We start from the raw sequence: 15659 nt of genomic DNA on the forward strand, positions 1-15659 counted from the left end.
CCCCAGCAGGCACGGCGTCAGCCCTTGGCCGCAAGGGTTAATGAAACGTTAACGACCGCCGTTCTACGGACGCCGTTAACCTTTGGCAAGCTTTCGCCTCATTTTGGGACATCGCGGATATCATCCGCGTTGAAAATCAGCCGTTCTTGGCGCGACGACGCCAGGCGGTCAGCAGGTGTTCGGTATAGCCGTTGGGCTGTTCGCGCCCCTTGAACACCAGGTCGCAGGCCGCATTCCACGCCGGGCCGTCAAAGGTCGGGGCCAGCGGGCGATAGGCGGCGTCGCCCTCGTTCTGACGGTCCACCACCACAGCCATCCGCTCCAAGGCCGCCCTCACCTCGCCCTCCGTGACCACGCCGTGGCGCAGCCAGTTGGCCAGATGCTGGCTGGAGATGCGCAGCGTGGCCCGGTCCTCCATCAGGCCGACGTCGTGGATGTCCGGCACCTTGGAGCAACCGACGCCCTGATCGATCCAGCGCACGACGTAGCCCAGAATCCCCTGGGCGTTGTTGTCCAGCTCCTGCCGGATCTCGTCGGCGCCAGGCGTCCCCGTCACGAACGGCGGGGTCAGCAGAGCCGCCAATCCCGTGGCGGGACGCTGCGCAAGCTCGGCCTGACGGCCCCAGACATCGACCTCGTGGTAATGCAGGGCGTGCAGGGTCGCCGCGGTCGGCGACGGCACCCAGGCGGTCGAGGCCCCGGCGCGCGGATGGCCCGCCTTGGTCGCCAGCATCTCGCCCATGCGGTCGGGCGCGGCCCACATGCCCTTGCCGATCTGGGCCCGACCGGACAGCCCCGCCTTCAGGCCGATATCGACGTTGCGGTCCTCATAGGCCTTGATCCAGCCGGTGTTGCGCACCGCCTCTTTCCGCACGACCGGCCCGCCCTCCATCACCGAATGGATCTCGTCGCCGGTGCGGTCCAGGAAGCCAGTGTTGATGAAGGCCACCCGCCCCCGGGTCGCCGCGATGCAGTTGGCCAGGTTGACGCTGGTGCGCCGCTCCTCGTCCATGATGCCCATCTTGATCGTCAGCGGCGGCAGACCGACCATGGCCTCGACCGCGCCGAAGACGGCGTCGGCGAAGGCGACCTCCTCGGAGCCGTGCATCTTGGGCCGCACCACATAGATCGAGCCCGCCGAGCTGTTGCGCTGATCCGCCGGGCGCTTCAGGTCGTGCAGGCCGATCAGGCCGGTCATGGCGATGTCCAGCAGGCTCTCGGGCGTCTCGCGCCCCTCCCCGTCCAGCACCGCGTCCGTCGTCAGGTGCAGGCCGACGTTGCGGACCATCAGCAGGCTGCGGCCCTTCAGGGCGAAGGCCGTCCCGTCCGGCGCCCTATAGGAACGGTCGTCGTTCATGCGCCGCTGCATCGTCTGGCCATCCTTGACGAAGCCCGCCGACAGGTCGCCGCGCATCAGGCCCAGCCAGTTGGCGTAGACCAGCCGCTTGTCCTCGGCGTCCACCGCCGCGACGCTATCCTCGGCGTCGGCTATGACCGACAGGGCGGCCTCGACCATCACGTCCGCGACGCCCGCCACATCGGTGCGGCCGATGCGGTGTGCGCGGTCGATGACGATTTCCAGATGCAGGCCGTTGTGGCGCAACAGGACGCCAGAGGGAGCCGCCGCCTCGCCCGCATAGCCGACGAAGACCGCCGGATCGGCCAGACCCGTGGTCCGCCCGCCCGACAGGGCGACGACCAGCCGCCCACCCTCAACCCTGTATTCCACCGCGTCGGCGTGGCCGCCCTCGGCCAGAGGCGCCGCCTGGTCCAGCACGGCGCGGGCGCGGGCGATGACCCTGGCCCCGCGCTCGGGGTCATAGCCGCCGCCCTTAGGCGCCTCGCCCAGGGCGTCCGTGCCATAGAGGGCGTCATACAGGCTGCCCCAGCGCGCATTGGCGGCGTTCAGCAGATAACGGGCGTTGGTCAGCGGCACGACCAACTGCGGCCCGGCCATCGTAGCAATCTCGGGATCGACGTTGGCGGTCTCGGCGTGAGCGTCGGTCCACTCTGCCTCGATATAGCCGATCTCGCGCAGGAAGGCCTGATAGGCCTCGGGGTCCGGTTGGCCCGGATGGGCGCGGTGCCAGTCGTCGAGCTGAGCCTGCAGTTCGTCGCGGCGCGCCAGCAGGGCGCGGTTCTTGGGCGCATATTCGGCCAGCAGCCCTTCCAGCCCGGCCCAGAAGGCGTCGGGCGTGACGCCCGTGCCGGGCGCGGCCTGATCACGGACGAATGCGTCCAGTTCAGCGGCGACGTTCAGGCTTCCGTGGCGGACATAGGTCGTGGACATGGCGCGTTCTCCTTGAGCCTCGACCCTAGCCGCGCGCACCCGCCCTATCCACGGCGAAGAAGGGCAGTTATCTTTGCTGAAACAGCAACGATAAGGCCGCGTCCATGCTCGACGAGTACGAAATCTTCGTCCGCGCCCTGGAAGAGGGCAGCCTGTCCGCCGCCGCCCGGCGGCTTGACTTGTCGCCCGCCGTGGCCTCGCGCCGACTGGCGCGGCTGGAGGACCGGCTGGGCGTGCGGCTGATCGAGCGCACGTCGCGCAGGCTGGCCCCCACCGAGGCCGGGCGCATGGTCTATGACGGGGCGGTGCGCATTCTCGACGGGGTGGACGATCTGGAAAGCCTGGTGTCGCGCCGCACGACCCAGGCGCGCGGCATGCTGCGGGTATCGGCCCCGACCTCGTTCGGACGGCGGCGGCTGGCGCCCCTGCTGACGCCCTTCCTCGACGCCCATCCCCGGCTGACGTTGGAACTGAACCTGACGGACGCCTTCGTCGATCTGATGGCCGAGGACGTGGACGTAGCCGTCCGCATCGGCAGCTATGAGGCGGGCGATCCCGCCATGCACCGGCTGGCTCCCAACCGCCGCGTCCTGTGCGCCGCCCCCGCCTACCTGGCCGAACACGGCGCGCCGCAGACCCTGGACGACCTGCGCGCCCACGCCCAGCTGGCGGCCGAGAACCAGTCCGCCTGGCGACTGGAAGGCCCGGACGGTCCCGTCACCTTCCGCGCCCGCAGCCGGGTGCGGACCAATTCGTCCGAAGTGGCGCGCGAGCTGGTGCTGGCAGGGGCCGGGATCGCCCTGCGCTCGACCTGGGATGTGGGCGAGGAACTGCGCGACGGGCGGCTGAGCCGCGTCCTGCCGCAGTATGCCGGGGCCTCGGACGTCGCGATCTTCGCCCTGACCGCCGGGCGGGCGCGGGCCGAAAACCGGGTGCGGGCCTTTATCGAGTTTCTGGCTGGCCTGTACGGCGATGTGCCAGAATGGGACAGGTAGCCCCCTTTCCTTCTCCCCTTGAGGGAGAAGGTGGATTGCGAAGCAAGACGGATGAGGGGTGCGAAGAAGCTGGGTTGGCGAAACCCGATCAACCTCGCGCCGACACCCCTCATCCGGCCCTGACGGGCCACCTTCTCCCTCAAGGGGAGAAGGGCTTGAATTACTGCGCCGCCGTCGTCGCCTTCGGCTTCAGATAGCGGTCCAGCCACGTGACCATTTCCCACTGGGTATGGCCGACCGACTCACGGGCGCGGTAGCCATGGTCCTCCAGCGGCAGGACGACATAGCGCGCCGTCGCGCCATTGCCCTTCAGCGCCGCATAGAAGCGCTCCGACTGGATCGGGAAGGTGCCCGAGTTGGCGTCCGCCTCGCCGTGGATCAGCAGGATCGGCTCATTGACCTTGTCGGCATAGGTGAAGGGGGACATGGCGTTATAGGTCTCGGTCGCCTCCCAGTAGGACCGCTGCTCAGCCTGGAAGCCGAACGGCGTCAGCGTGCGGTTATAGGCGCCCGAGCGCGCGATGCCGGTCTTGAACAGGTCGGTGTGGGCCAGCAGGTTAGCGGTCATGAAGGCGCCGTAGCTGTGCCCGCCGACAGCGATCCGGTCGCGGTCCGCGACGCCCAGAGCCACCACCGCATCGACCGCCGCCTTGGCGCTGGCCGACAACTGCTCGATGTAGGTGTCGTTCGGCTCGGCCCCGTCCTTGCCGACGATGGGCATGGAGGGGTTGTCCAGAACGGCATAGCCCTGGGTCAGCAGGAACAGGTGGCTGATGCCTCCCGGACGCACGAAGCGGTTGTCGGTGTCGACCACCTGACCGGCCACGGCGGCGTCGGTGAACTCGGCCGGATAGGCCCACATCACCAGCGGCAGAGGCCCGTCGCGATCCTTGTCGTAGCCGGCGGGCAGATAGAGGGTGCCTGACAGCTGGACCCCGTCGTCGCGGGTATAGGTGATCAGTTCGCGCTTCACCTCGGCCAGTTGCGGGGCCGGGTCAGGGAACTGGGTCAGCTGCGTCACGCCGCCGTCCAGATCGCGCAGGCGCAGGTTGGCCGGGTCGGTGCGGCTTTCGCGATAGGTGATCAGCTTGCGGCCCGCGTCATCCAGGATGCCGACGACGCTTTCATATTCGCCATGGGCCGCGCGCCAGACGCGTTCCGTCTCGCCGGTCTTCAGATCCAGGGTGTCAAGGAAGGGATATTCACCCTCGCGCGTCGCGCCGTCACCCTCGACGAAGACCTTGGAGCCGTCGGCGGTAAAGCGGATGGTCGAACGACCGCGCGCATTGGGCTCGACCACCACCGAGCCGGGGTCGTTGTAACGGTCCTGATAGTTGCGATCGACCAGGACGCGGCCCGCGCCGGGGTTCGACGGATCGACCAGGGTGCGGGTCTCGTGGCGGGTGTTGAACCAGCGGCTGTTGACGATGGCCACGTCGTCGCGGCCCCACTGCACGCCGGAATAACGCTCCTTCAGGTCCACCAGGGTGCGCGGGCGGTCGTTGAACGGCGCGGACAGCATGAAGACGCGGTCGCGCACCTCGGCTTGGTTGCGCGGATCGCCGCCGTCCTGGGCCTCGACCCAGACCAGGGTGGCGTCAGCGTCGGCGCGCCACTGGGCCGAACGCGGGCCGGGCGCCACGGCGTCGAACGGCGTGGGCACATTGTCGCGCAGCGGCAGGTCGGCGACGCGGTGAACCTCACGTCCGTTCAGGTCAGTGATGATCACGTCCGCCGGGAACAGGCTGGCCGGCACGATGTAGCTGTAAGGCTTCTTCACCCGCGTCTGCAGGATGAAACGCCCGTCGGGCGACACCGAGGCGTTCAGGAAGACGCCCGGCTGGCCCAGGGTCCGCGCGCGACCGTTCAGCGGCACGATGGTCAGCTGGCTGGTGAAATAGTGGTCGAACAGGGCTTCGTCGCCCGCGTCGGACAGCAGGTCCTGATAGGTCCGCACCGGGGCGGCGCGACCGCCGGTCTCAGCCACGGTCGGCCCCGAGGGCGGGCGCGTCACGTCGGGCGCGGCACGGCGACCGGCGGGCACGGCCTGAACCAGCAGACCCGAGGCGTCGGGCAGCCAGCTGTAGCCTGCTCCATTGGCGGCGTTGACGGTGGGTCCCGTCAGACGACGCGCCTGAGCCGAGGCCACGTCGGCGGTCCACAGCTCCAGCCCGTTCGGCGTGTTGAGCAGGAAGGCCACCGCCGCGCCGTTCGGCGCCCAGCTGACATTGGTGAGGCGCGCATCGGCCGGCAGACCAGCCACGATGCGGGCCGCGCCGCCCTCGACGGTCTGGAAACTAAGGCCGGTCAGCCAGGCCACGCGGCTGTTCGCCGGGCCATTGTTCGTCGGATTGATGCGGTATCCGGCCAGACGCAGCATGGGCTCGGCCAACTCGGCGATGCTGGGCAGGTTGGAGCGGTCCTGCAACAGCAGGGTCTTGCGATCCGGGCTCAGGCTGGCGGTCGGGTTGGGCTTGGAATCGAGGATCTGCGCAATCGGTTGCGGCGGCTGCTGATAGGTCGGCGCGGCCGGCGTCTGGGCGGCGGCGGGCACGGCCAGGGCGGGCACGGCGGCCAGCAGGACCAGGGCAGGCAGGGCCTGCTTCAACAGTTGACGACGCATGGTGATCTTCCCCGACGTGGCGCGCCCGAAAACGCCGGGCGCCCATGGTCTAGGGGCGGGCTTGCCGGAGGGTCAACCCGTATGGCTCAGCCAAAGCGCCCTTCGGCCCACCGTGCGGCGAAATAGCCGCCGACCGAGGCCACGGCGGTCAGGGTCGTCCCCCAGCACAGGTCGATGATCGTCAGACGCGTGGACCAGACGCTCAGCGTCGCCTGGTTGGTCAAGTCATAGGTGGCGTAGGCGACGAAGCCCAGCACAGCCCCGTTCAGAAAGGCCCGCGTCCAGGCCGCCTCCTTCAGCGCCGGCACGATGGCCAGGAACACGATGCCGCCGATGGAGATCAGATAGAAGATCACCGCCGCCGTCATGTTCGGCTTGTCCGCCATCAGGGGACCGATCACCGGCCGATACAGCCGATCCGCCATGGTGGTCAGCCAGACCGCGTCGATGGCGGCGAAGGTCAGGCCCGCCCCCAGATAGGCCACGACATATTTCAACATCAGGACAGGCCCTCTCCGGCCGGCTTCAACAGATAATGACTGACCGCCCAGGTGCGGCCGCCGTCGTTTCCAAACAGGCCCGCCGTCGCCAGGTAGAAGCGACGCCAGCGTCGGGTCCACAGCGCCGCGTCCGGCCCATAGGTTTCGCGCATCAGCACGGCCACCCGTTCGGCGTTGCGATCCATGTTGGCCAGCCAGTCATTGGCCGTCCGCGCATAGTGGCTCCCGTTCCAGGTCCATTCCTGGGTCACCGCGAACAGGTCGGGGAACTGTCGGATCAGGTCACGGCTGGGCATGATCCCGCCGGTGAAGAAGTGCTGGGCGATGAAGTCGCCGCTGTCGGTGTGGTCAAAGCGATAGGGCGCGTCGCGATGGGTGAAGACGTGGATGAACATCCGCCCATCAGGCTTCAGCCAGCCCCTGGCTCGCGCCAGAAGGGCGCGCCAGTTGGCCATGTGCTCGAACATCTCGACCGAGACGATGCGGTCAAAGCCGCCGATCTCGGCCTGAAAATCATTCATGTCGCAGGTCACGACCGTCAGATTGCTCAGACCCCGCGCCCGCGCCTGGGCCTCGATATGGCCGCGCTGGCCGTGGCTGTTGGAAACGGCGGTGATCCGGGCCGCAGGATAGCGCTCGGCCATCCACAGGCTCAGCGAGCCCCAGCCGCAGCCCAGTTCCAGAATGGTCTGCCCGTCGACCAGTTCGGCGTGGGCGCAGGTTTCGACCAGCGCCTTCTCCTCGGCCTGATCCAGAGTCTCGGCGCCGTCGCCGTACAGGCAGCAGGAGTATTTCAGCCGCGCGCCAAGGCAGATTTCAAAGAACTCGGGCGGCAGTTCGTAATGCTGATCATTGGCCGCGGCCGTGTGTTCAGCCACCGCCCGGCGCGCCATCTCCCGCGCAAAGGCCGCCTGATCATGGGGCCCGTCGCGATCCAGCCGCCGTCGCGCCTCCGTGACCAGACTGTCGATCGCCGGACGGGTGATGAAGTCGGGAAAGGGCGCATCCTGCAGCTGACGGATGGCGACGTTGACCAGGCTCATGCGGATTCCATTGCGACAGGGGCGACCTCTTGCATACGCATCAGCCTCGTCTTTGGATGCGGGCGCTTGCTCCGTCCCCTCGCCCGCTTTATGGACGGATAAGACCGCAATATTCATCAGACGGTGAAAAAGGGAGAGCGATGCGCAAGATCTACGCTGACGTCACGTCCGCGCTGGAGGGCCTGACCTTTGACGGGATGACCGTCATGTCCGGCGGCTTCGGCCTGTGCGGGATTCCCGAAAACCTGATCGCGGGGCTGAAGGCCTCGGGCGTCAAGGGACTGACCGTCATCTCCAACAATGCAGGCGTGGACGGCTTCGGCCTGGGCCAGTTGCTGGAGACCAAGCAGATCGCCAAGATGATCTCGTCCTACGTCGGCGAGAACAAGGAGTTCGAGCGGCAATACCTCGCCGGCGAACTGCAGCTGGAGTTCAACCCGCAAGGAACACTCGCCGAGCGCATCCGCGCGGGCGGCGCGGGCATCCCCGCCTTCTTCACCGCCACCGGCGTCGGCACCCTGGTCGCCGAAGGCAAGGAAGTGCGCAACTTTGATGGGCGGGACTATGTCATGGAAACCGGCCTGATCGCTGATCTGGCGATCATCAAGGCGTGGAAGGCCGACGAACGCGGCAACCTCGTCTTCCGCAAGACGGCCCGCAACTTCAACCCGATGATGGCCACCGCCGGCAAGGTCACGGTCGTTGAGGTCGAGGAGATCGTCCCCACCGGCTCGCTGGACCCCGACCACATCCACACGCCCGGCGTCTATGTCGACCGCCTGATCCAGACCGTGTCCGAGAAGCGCATCGAACAGCGCACCGTCCGCCAGAAGGAGGCCTGAACCATGGCTCGTACTCGCGAACAACTGGCCGAGCGCGCCGCCAAGGAGCTGCAGGACGGCTTCTACGTCAACCTCGGCATCGGCATTCCGACCCTGGTCGCCAACTACATCCCCGAAGGCATGGAAGTGACCCTGCAGTCGGAAAACGGCATGCTGGGCATGGGGCCCTTCCCCTATGAGGGCGAGGAAGACCCCGACCTGATCAACGCGGGCAAGCAGACAATCACCGAGATCCCCGAGAGCAGCTACTTCTCCTCGGCCGACAGCTTCGCCATGATCCGCGGCGGCCACATCAACCTGTCGATCCTCGGAGCCATGGAAGTGGCCCAGAACGGCGACATCGCCAACTGGATGATCCCCGGCAAGCTGGTGAAGGGCATGGGCGGCGCCATGGACCTGGTCGCGGGGGTCAAGCGCGTGGTCGTGGTCATGGAGCACGCCAACAAGCACGGCCAGTCCAAGGTGCTGAAAGCCTGCACCCTGCCGCTGACCGGCACGGGCGTGGTCAGCCGCATCATCACCGATCTGGCGACCTTCGACGTCAAACCGGACGGCTCGGGCCTGGAACTGATCGAACTGGCCGAGGGCGTGACCCTGGACGAGGTCGCGGCCAAGACCGAGGCTGACTACACGGTGGCGTCGGGTCTGGGCTGAACCGCCATCCCCGCCTGAAGACAGAAACCCCGGCGACCGCGAGGCCGCCGGGGTTTTCTCTATCCGTCATCCCGGAAGCGGCGCAGCCGCTATCCGGGATGACAAAACTAGGAACCCCGCGTCGCCTGGCTCGCCTGCTGGTCCGTCCACAGAACGATCTGGCGGCTGGCCTCGGCGGTGGCGCGGTCGAAGGCGGCGACGATGGCCGACTGGCGGTTCTCACCCGCGCTCTCGCTGACCGTTATGCGGTCCTCGGCCACGATCGAGCGGTCGCCAGGACGCACCAGACGCAGCAGGACCACGATACTGGCGTTCGGAACGGCGCCCGGCGCGGCGTAGTCCGCCTCGAAGCGGCGCACGTCCACGCTCAGCAGCAGACCGTCGCGCGTCAAGGGACCGCTGCTCAGCACCGTGCAGGTTCCACCGTCGAGGAAGGCGTTGCGCAGAGCTTCCTCGAACAGGGTCTCGGCGGGCGACACCCAGCGCGCGCCCTTGATATAGGCCGCCTCGGCTCCGGTCACGGCCAGCAGACGATCACCACGCGCGGCTTCGGGGAAGTCCACGCGGCGCATCGAGACATGGACATCCGGGCAGGCCGAGGTCGCCCCCGTCCCTGCAAAGGCTGACGCCCCGCCGAACCGATAGAGCTGAACCGGATCGGGCGACGACAACAGGGCGCAACCGGACAGGGCGACCGACGCAGCCGCGATCACAAGAGCGGAACGGATCATGGCTGCACCTCTATTTCCTTGGACGGCGCCTTCGAGATGAAGTCGCGCGGGCTTTCACGCACATTGTCGATCAGCGACTGAAGCGAGCGCGTCGCCTGATCCAGCTGGCGGATCGTGTCGTTCAACTGCGGCACGGTCTGCGTGCCGAAGTCGCCTAGCGGCCCCTCCAGCCCCGTAGCCGTTCGGTTGATCGAGGCGATGGTCTGCTGGGCTTCGCGCGTGGCGGCGTTGATGTTGGCGATGGCCTGCTTGCCGTCGGTGTCGATCATCTGACGCGCGCTGACGCCCAGGGCCTGGTATTCGCCGACGGCGGCGTTGGCCTTGGTGATCGTCTCTTCAAGCTGCTGGAACATGCCCTTGCGGGCCTCCAACTCGGCGGTCATGGCTTCCACGTTCTTCACGCTGGTCGAGAAGCTGCGGATATTGTCGTCCGACATGACGCGGTTGATGCGGTTCAGCGCGTCCACCGTCTGGGCCAGCACCGTGCCGGAGCCGCTCAGCAGTTCCGCAATCGGACTGGGCTGACTCTGGATCACCGGCACGACATTGTCGGCATATTGGTCCTTCAGCAGAGCGCTGTTGGCTTCACCCGCCGTGATCTGGATGTAGTTCAGTCCGGTGATGCCCTGCGGCTCCAGCTGGGCGCGCGAGGTGACGCGGACAGGGGTCGTGCCGTTCAGCCGCACGCGGGCGATGACCTGATCCCCCTTCTTGGGGTCCAGGTTCAGGGCCGTGACCTCGCCGACGCGGATGCCGTTGAAATGCACCTCGCCGCCTTCCGACAGACCGCGCACGGGACCATAGAAGACGATGTCATAGACGTCGTAGTCGTTGTTGAACTGCAGGCGTGCCAGCCAGATCGTGAACACGGCCAGCGCCAGCAACAGGGCGACAGTGGCGATGCCGACAGCGGCGTAGTGGGCGTCTCTTTCCATCTCTTCCCGCTCTCCTCAAGCGGCCTTATGGGCGGCGCGACCGCGCGGCCCCAGGAAGTATTCCTTGATCCAAGGATGGTCGGAACGTTCCAGTTCCTGAACCGTGGCCTTGGCGACAACGTGCTTGTCGGCCAGCACCGCCACCTTGTCGCAGATGGCGTACAGGCTATCGAGGTCGTGGGTGATCATGAAGACCGTCAAATCCAGGTCGTCCGACAGGTCGCGGATCAGTTGATCGAAGGCGGCGGCGCCGATGGGGTCCAGCCCCGCCGTTGGTTCATCCAGAAAGATCAGCTCGGGGTCCAGCGCCATGGCGCGGGCCAGCCCGACGCGCTTGCGCATCCCGCCCGACAGCTCCGCCGGCTTGAGATAGTGAGACTCCGGCTTCAACCCGACCATGGCGATCTTCATCTCGGCGAGTTCGCGAATGGTTTTGGCCGGCAGATCCGTATGCTCGACCAGCGGCGAGGCCACATTGTCCAGCACCGTCAGCGAAGAGAACAGGGCCCCCTGCTGGAACAGGACGCCGGTGCGCCGCTCGACCTCGGCCGCCTCGGCCTTGGTCATGGTTTCGCGCTCCATCCCGAACAGCTTCACCGAGCCGCCCTCGGGCTGTTTCAGGCCGATGATGGAGTTCAGCAGCACCGTCTTGCCGGTGCCCGACCCCCCGACCACGCCAACGACTTCGCCACGCTGCACGTCCAGATCGAGGTCCTGATGGATCACCCGGTCGCCGAACTGGCTCAGCAGGCCGCGCACCTCGACGACGTTCTCGCGCGTCGGCTTTTCGGTCGGAGCCGTCACAGGTTCAGCTCCAGGAAGATCATGGCGAAGACGGCGTCGAGGAAGATGATGGCGAAGATGGCCTGGACCACCGCCGCCGTGACCCGACGGCCCAAGCTCTCGACGTCGCCGGCCACCGACATGCCCTGACGGCAACCAATGGCGGCCACCACCACGGCGAAGACCGGCGCCTTGATCAAACCGACCATCAGATGCGTGCCCATGTTGGGATCTTCGGTGACTCTCTGAAGGAAGAAGGAGGGGCCATAGGCCAGCTCGCTCCACGTCACCAGCATGCCGCCGAACAGGCCCGACACCATGCCGACAAAAGTCAGAAGCGGCAGCATCAGCAGCATGGCCGCCAGACGCGGAATCACCAGGGCCTGGAACGGATTGACGCCCATGACCTGCATGGCGTCGACTTCCTGGTTCATCCGCATCGAACCGATCTCGGCCGCGAAGGAGGAGGCCGAGCGGCCTGCCAGCAGGACCGAGGTGATGACCACGGCGAACTCGCGCAGAACCGACACCGCGACCAACTGGACCGTGAATACGCCCGCCCCAAACTGGGTCAGCAGGTTGGCCCCCAGGAAAGCGATGACCGCGCCGATGAAGAAGTTGGTCACGGCGATGATGGGGATGGCGTCCAGCCCCGACCGCTCAGCCTGACTGAACCAGGCGGGCCAGCGGATGCCGCCCGGATGTTTCAGCGCCCCGCCCACAGCCACAATCAGCCGTCCCAGGAAGGCCAGCGACAGCATGGCCTCGGCCCCGAAATCATAGACGCCCCGGCCGATCTTGGCGAAGGTCAGGGTCAGGGCGTTGGCGCGAGGCGGCGGCGCGGCGGATTCACGGTCCAGCTTCTCGACCATGGCGTAGATGCGGCCGGCTTCGGGGCGGTCGCGCCACGCCGACTTGGGCAAGGGCTGCGACAGGTTCTGAACGATCGCCAGGGCGCCGGCGGTATCGAACCGCCCCAACTGGTCCAGCGCAAGCTCTGCGACAGGCCGGTCGCCCAGGTCGTCGGACAGGCGACGCGCCGTGCGGGCCAGACCCATGGTGGTCCAGTCGCCCGTCAGCCGCAGTCGCGCACCGCCGTCCGGCCCATCCTCGATCTGAAAATCAGCTCCGTCCATGCCCACCCTTTACCCGAGCTTGGCCTGATCGCCCATGGCGAAGCTCGTGGAAGAGGCAAACGCGCTGAAACCCGGATCGTTCAACGCACTGCGAACAGAGTTCTCGTTCCGCCCGACGATCAGCGCAGATAGTTGAGCAGCGACACATCCCGCAGTTGGCTGATCACCTGAGCCGAGGCCTGAATGGCGATCTGGGCCATCTCCAGTTCCGTCACGGCCTGCGCCATGTTGGCGTCGGTCTTGCCCGACAGGATGGTGTCGACTGAAATCTTGCGGGCTTCCTGCGACTCCAGCAGCGTATCGACGCGGGCCTGCATCGAACCGTTCTTGGCCTGAATGTTGACCACGTCCTTGGCCGCCGTTTCGAAGCGCCCCATCAGCGCGGTCAGCGCGGTCTTCTGGGCGTCGTCCATCTGACCGTTCAGCGGCGTGCCCTGATGCAGAATCTGCAGGTCGCGGAACACGTCAAACAGCGCCTGCCCCACATCACTGGCCAGGAAGCCGGTGTCCATGGTTACAGTCTCGTCCAGCAGGGACGACTGCTTCAACTGGTCGTTCTTGAAGACGTCGTTGGTCACGGGCATGGCCGCCAGCTTCTCGAGGTCAGTCGCCCCGACCGGCGTGGCGGGCAGGACCACGGCCTGCTGGTCCACGGCGCCGCCCGAGAACAGGGACTTGCCCTGATGCTTCATGTTCAGGCCGTCCTGGGCCATCTTGAAGACGGTCTCCATCTCGGACATCAGCCCCTCCATGCGCCCGGCCGCGATGGCGTTGGCGATGGCCTGTCGACCGGCCGTGGCGGCGTCGGCGACCCGATCCAGTCCCATGTCCTGCATGGTCAGCCGGTCGGCCACCGTCTTGTTGGTGTCGATAAAGCCCTGGATTCGCGTCTGACTGGATTTCAGGGCGATGACCGTTTCCGACTGCCGCCCGAAGCCGACCAGATCGGTGGCGTTCTTCTTGGTGTTGACCTTGTTCTGCGCTTCCTCGCCGCGCGCCTGCGCGTTCATCAGGTGCAGCAGGGCCGACTGATAGTTTCCAAACGTCGAAACGCGGGTCATCGCATCATTCCGATCAGGGTGTCGTACATTTCCGACGCGGCCTGGATAAGGCGCGCCGAAGCGTTAAAGGCTTGCTGATAGGTGGTCATCAGCACCAGTTCCTCGTCCATGTTGACGCCTTCGACCGCGCTGCGTCGCGCGGACGCCTCTTGATAGAGCGCGGCGGCGCTGGTGGCGCGGGTCTTGGCGATGGTGGCCTTGCCGCCGATCTCGCCCGAGAACTCCGCAGCATAGCGCGCCAGGGACATATTGACCCCGCCCGCGCCGCCCGCCGCCGAGAAAGACGTCGCGTTCTGATCGGCCTTGGCCAGCAGACGACCGCCGCTGCCGTCGTTCTTGCTCAGCGCCGGCGTGCCCGCCGCCGCCCCCAGGTTCAGTTGGGCCAAGGCCAGTCTGGACGGGTCCTTGGCGATATCGCTGCGCACCGAGAAGCCGCCGGCGCGAGAGGCGCGAGCGCCGCTCAGGCCGAACAGGTCGCTCATCGATACGCCCGACGGAACCTGGCGCGTGCCGTCCTCGATGACCGACATCGTCGACGGCGGCGCGCCGTGGCCGGTGAAGATCAGTTCGCCCGCACCGTTCAGACTGAAGCTGCCATGGGCGCCGATCCCGGTCGCGGGATCGTTCAACGCCGTCAGCATCTCGGTCATCGTCCCCGCGCCCGCCGGCACGGCCACCGCCAGATCGCGGATGCGCGAGCCCGAGGCGTCGGTGAAGCGGAACTTGATCGTCTCGCCCGGCGTGAAGCCGTGCTGCGAGGCGGGCGTCAGGCCTGTGTCGTAAAGCGCCGGGCGATCCGTCGAGACCAGATCGTTCAGGCCGAAGTAATGCGAGAAGCCGCGCCCGGCCTTGCTGCTGGGGGTGGCCGCGTCATCGGCGATGGCGACGCCGCTTCCGGCGGGCGCCTCGATGCTCAGGCTACCGTTGACGAAGCTGGCCGTGGCGCCGCCCAGCTGTCCGTTCAGCGTGGTCAGGAAGGTGGCGGGCGTGGCCGCCACGCCGTTGATCGTCATCGTCCCGCCCGAGAAGACGATCTCGGCGGAGTTCTGGATCACGCCCTGGGCGTCGACCGTGGTGATGGTGGTCTTGCCGGTGAAGCCCGCCAGAGCGGTTTCCAGCGACTGACCCACGTTGCGGCCATTCAGCACCGGCGGCGCCGGGACCGAGGATGCGGCGTTGTGGGCGCGGTTCAGTTCGTCGGCCAGGCGCGTCATCAGCTCGCCCAGGCGCTCGGTCGCCGCAGGGGCCTCGACGTCGCGCAGTTCCAGCAGACCCTTGATCTCGCCCGAGGCCAGGCCTTCCGTCAGCGGTCGCCGCTGGCCGTTCGGCTCGGTGACCATGATCTGGTTGAAGACGGTCTCGGACGACACCACGCCCGCCCGCTGGTATTCCAGCTTGGCCGCGCCCTGCCCGGCCAGCAGAATGCCGGCGCCCGTCCGCACCTCGATCCCGCCGATGGAGCGGTTGGTGATCCGCACATCCATCAGCTCGGACAATTCGTTGATCAGACCGGCCTGAATGGTCTGGGCGCCCGTCGAATCCGTGCCGACGACATTGGCCTTGGCGATGTCGACGTTCAGCTTCTCGATCTGCTCGACCAGGCCGTTGACCTTGTCCACCGCGGTGCGCAGACGGGCGTCCGCCTCCTCGCGCGTGCTCTGGATCTCCTTGGCCACCCGCGCGGCCTCGTCGAACATGGCCTGGGTCTTCCAGATCGCGTCCTGACGCAGCGGTCCCGAGGTGGCGTTTTCCGCCGAGGTCGAGAAGGCCGAGAAGATCTTGTCGATCTGGGCGAAGAAGCCGCTGTCCGCGCCCGGATCGCCGAACTGCGACTGGATATTGTTGAACAGCTCATAGCGCACGGCCTGGCGCCCGGCGTCGGCCCCGGCGCTCAGGCTGGCGGCCTGCAAGAAGCGGTCAGTGGCCAGACGGATGCGCGCGATCTCGACCCCGGCGCCCGCGCCCTGACTGGCCCAGGACTGCTGGTCGGCCACCTTGCGGATATAGCCGGGCGTATTGACGTTCGAGACGTTGTCGGAAACCACCCGCAGCTGCGTCTGGGCGGC

Annotated in this window: 13 protein-coding genes; 3 read left to right on the forward strand and 10 right to left on the reverse strand. The window is 67.1% G+C overall.

Annotation, left to right across the window (positions count from 1 at the left end):
• Positions 1–136 precede the first annotated feature (136 nt).
• Positions 137–2290, reverse strand: a complete 2154-nt coding sequence (locus tag HX774_RS08765) for a malate synthase G (protein ID WP_178826055.1) — start codon at positions 2288–2290, stop codon at positions 137–139.
• A 104-nt stretch (positions 2291–2394) separates the two neighbouring features.
• Between HX774_RS08765 and HX774_RS08770 the strand changes: the two genes are divergently transcribed.
• A complete protein-coding gene (locus tag HX774_RS08770) occupies positions 2395–3285 on the forward strand; it encodes a LysR family transcriptional regulator (RefSeq protein WP_178826057.1) in 891 nt (296 codons plus the stop codon).
• A gap of 160 nt (positions 3286–3445) precedes the next feature.
• Here HX774_RS08770 and HX774_RS08775 read toward each other — a convergent pair whose 3' ends face one another.
• From HX774_RS08775 to HX774_RS08785, 3 genes are all read right to left on the reverse strand, one after another.
• Positions 3446–5908 carry a prolyl oligopeptidase family serine peptidase gene (locus tag HX774_RS08775; RefSeq protein WP_178826059.1) on the reverse strand — a complete coding sequence of 821 codons (2463 nt, stop codon included), beginning with the start codon at positions 5906–5908 and terminating at the stop codon, positions 3446–3448.
• 86 nt (positions 5909–5994) lie between these two features.
• Positions 5995–6408, reverse strand: a complete 414-nt coding sequence (locus HX774_RS08780; RefSeq protein ID WP_178826061.1) for a DUF2177 family protein — start codon at positions 6406–6408, stop codon at positions 5995–5997.
• A complete protein-coding gene (locus tag HX774_RS08785; protein ID WP_178826063.1) occupies positions 6408–7451 on the reverse strand; it encodes a cyclopropane-fatty-acyl-phospholipid synthase family protein in 1044 nt (347 codons plus the stop codon). Before HX774_RS08785 ends, HX774_RS08780 begins: the two co-directional genes overlap by 1 nt.
• Positions 7452–7591: 140 nt before the next feature.
• Between HX774_RS08785 and HX774_RS08790 the strand changes: the two genes are divergently transcribed.
• Both HX774_RS08790 and HX774_RS08795 read left to right on the forward strand, forming a co-directional pair.
• Positions 7592–8293: a CoA transferase subunit A gene (locus tag HX774_RS08790; RefSeq protein ID WP_178826065.1), complete on the forward strand. Its 702-nt coding sequence runs from the start codon at positions 7592–7594 to the stop codon at positions 8291–8293.
• Between the two features lie 3 nt (positions 8294–8296).
• On the forward strand, positions 8297–8947 hold the full coding sequence (locus HX774_RS08795; RefSeq protein WP_178826067.1) for a 3-oxoacid CoA-transferase subunit B: 651 nt from the start codon (positions 8297–8299) through the stop codon (positions 8945–8947).
• A gap of 107 nt (positions 8948–9054) precedes the next feature.
• Here HX774_RS08795 and HX774_RS08800 read toward each other — a convergent pair whose 3' ends face one another.
• The 6 genes from HX774_RS08800 to flgK all read right to left on the reverse strand — a co-directional run.
• Positions 9055–9678, reverse strand: coding sequence for an ABC-type transport auxiliary lipoprotein family protein (locus tag HX774_RS08800; protein ID WP_178826069.1), 624 nt, complete (start codon positions 9676–9678; stop codon positions 9055–9057).
• Positions 9675–10613: an MlaD family protein gene (locus HX774_RS08805; protein ID WP_178826072.1), complete on the reverse strand. Its 939-nt coding sequence runs from the start codon at positions 10611–10613 to the stop codon at positions 9675–9677. The genes HX774_RS08800 and HX774_RS08805 overlap by 4 nt, the downstream gene beginning before the upstream one ends.
• Before the next feature lie 15 nt (positions 10614–10628).
• On the reverse strand, positions 10629–11417 hold the full coding sequence (locus tag HX774_RS08810; RefSeq protein WP_178826074.1) for an ABC transporter ATP-binding protein: 789 nt from the start codon (positions 11415–11417) through the stop codon (positions 10629–10631).
• The gene (locus tag HX774_RS08815) at positions 11414–12532 is read right to left on the reverse strand and encodes an ABC transporter permease (protein ID WP_178826076.1); all 1119 of its coding nucleotides are present in this window, start codon (positions 12530–12532) and stop codon (positions 11414–11416) included. The genes HX774_RS08810 and HX774_RS08815 overlap by 4 nt, the downstream gene beginning before the upstream one ends.
• 119 nt (positions 12533–12651) lie before the next feature.
• On the reverse strand, positions 12652–13593 hold the full coding sequence (locus HX774_RS08820; protein ID WP_178826078.1) for a flagellin: 942 nt from the start codon (positions 13591–13593) through the stop codon (positions 12652–12654).
• Positions 13590–15659: flagellar hook-associated protein FlgK (flgK, locus tag HX774_RS08825; RefSeq protein WP_178826079.1), on the reverse strand; the 2070-nt coding region annotated here is incomplete at its 5' end. The genes HX774_RS08820 and flgK, both read right to left, overlap by 4 nt.

Source organism: Brevundimonas sp. P7753 (genome assembly GCF_013386595.1).
Taxonomy (GTDB): Bacteria; Pseudomonadota; Alphaproteobacteria; order Caulobacterales; family Caulobacteraceae; genus Brevundimonas; species Brevundimonas bullata.

Coding starts and splice junctions, on each gene's coding strand:
- HX774_RS08795 (WP_178826067.1), top strand. CDS start 8,297: ATGGCTCGTACTCGCGAACAACTGGCCGAGCGCGCCGCCAAGGAGCTG.
- HX774_RS08765 (WP_178826055.1), bottom strand. CDS start 2,290: ATGTCCACGACCTATGTCCGCCACGGAAGCCTGAACGTCGCCGCTGAA.
- HX774_RS08770 (WP_178826057.1), top strand. CDS start 2,395: ATGCTCGACGAGTACGAAATCTTCGTCCGCGCCCTGGAAGAGGGCAGC.
- HX774_RS08815 (WP_178826076.1), bottom strand. CDS start 12,532: ATGGACGGAGCTGATTTTCAGATCGAGGATGGGCCGGACGGCGGTGCG.
- HX774_RS08780 (WP_178826061.1), bottom strand. CDS start 6,408: ATGTTGAAATATGTCGTGGCCTATCTGGGGGCGGGCCTGACCTTCGCC.
- HX774_RS08790 (WP_178826065.1), top strand. CDS start 7,592: ATGCGCAAGATCTACGCTGACGTCACGTCCGCGCTGGAGGGCCTGACC.
- HX774_RS08775 (WP_178826059.1), bottom strand. CDS start 5,908: ATGCGTCGTCAACTGTTGAAGCAGGCCCTGCCTGCCCTGGTCCTGCTG.
- HX774_RS08785 (WP_178826063.1), bottom strand. CDS start 7,451: ATGAGCCTGGTCAACGTCGCCATCCGTCAGCTGCAGGATGCGCCCTTT.
- HX774_RS08820 (WP_178826078.1), bottom strand. CDS start 13,593: ATGACCCGCGTTTCGACGTTTGGAAACTATCAGTCGGCCCTGCTGCAC.
- HX774_RS08805 (WP_178826072.1), bottom strand. CDS start 10,613: ATGGAAAGAGACGCCCACTACGCCGCTGTCGGCATCGCCACTGTCGCC.
- HX774_RS08800 (WP_178826069.1), bottom strand. CDS start 9,678: ATGATCCGTTCCGCTCTTGTGATCGCGGCTGCGTCGGTCGCCCTGTCC.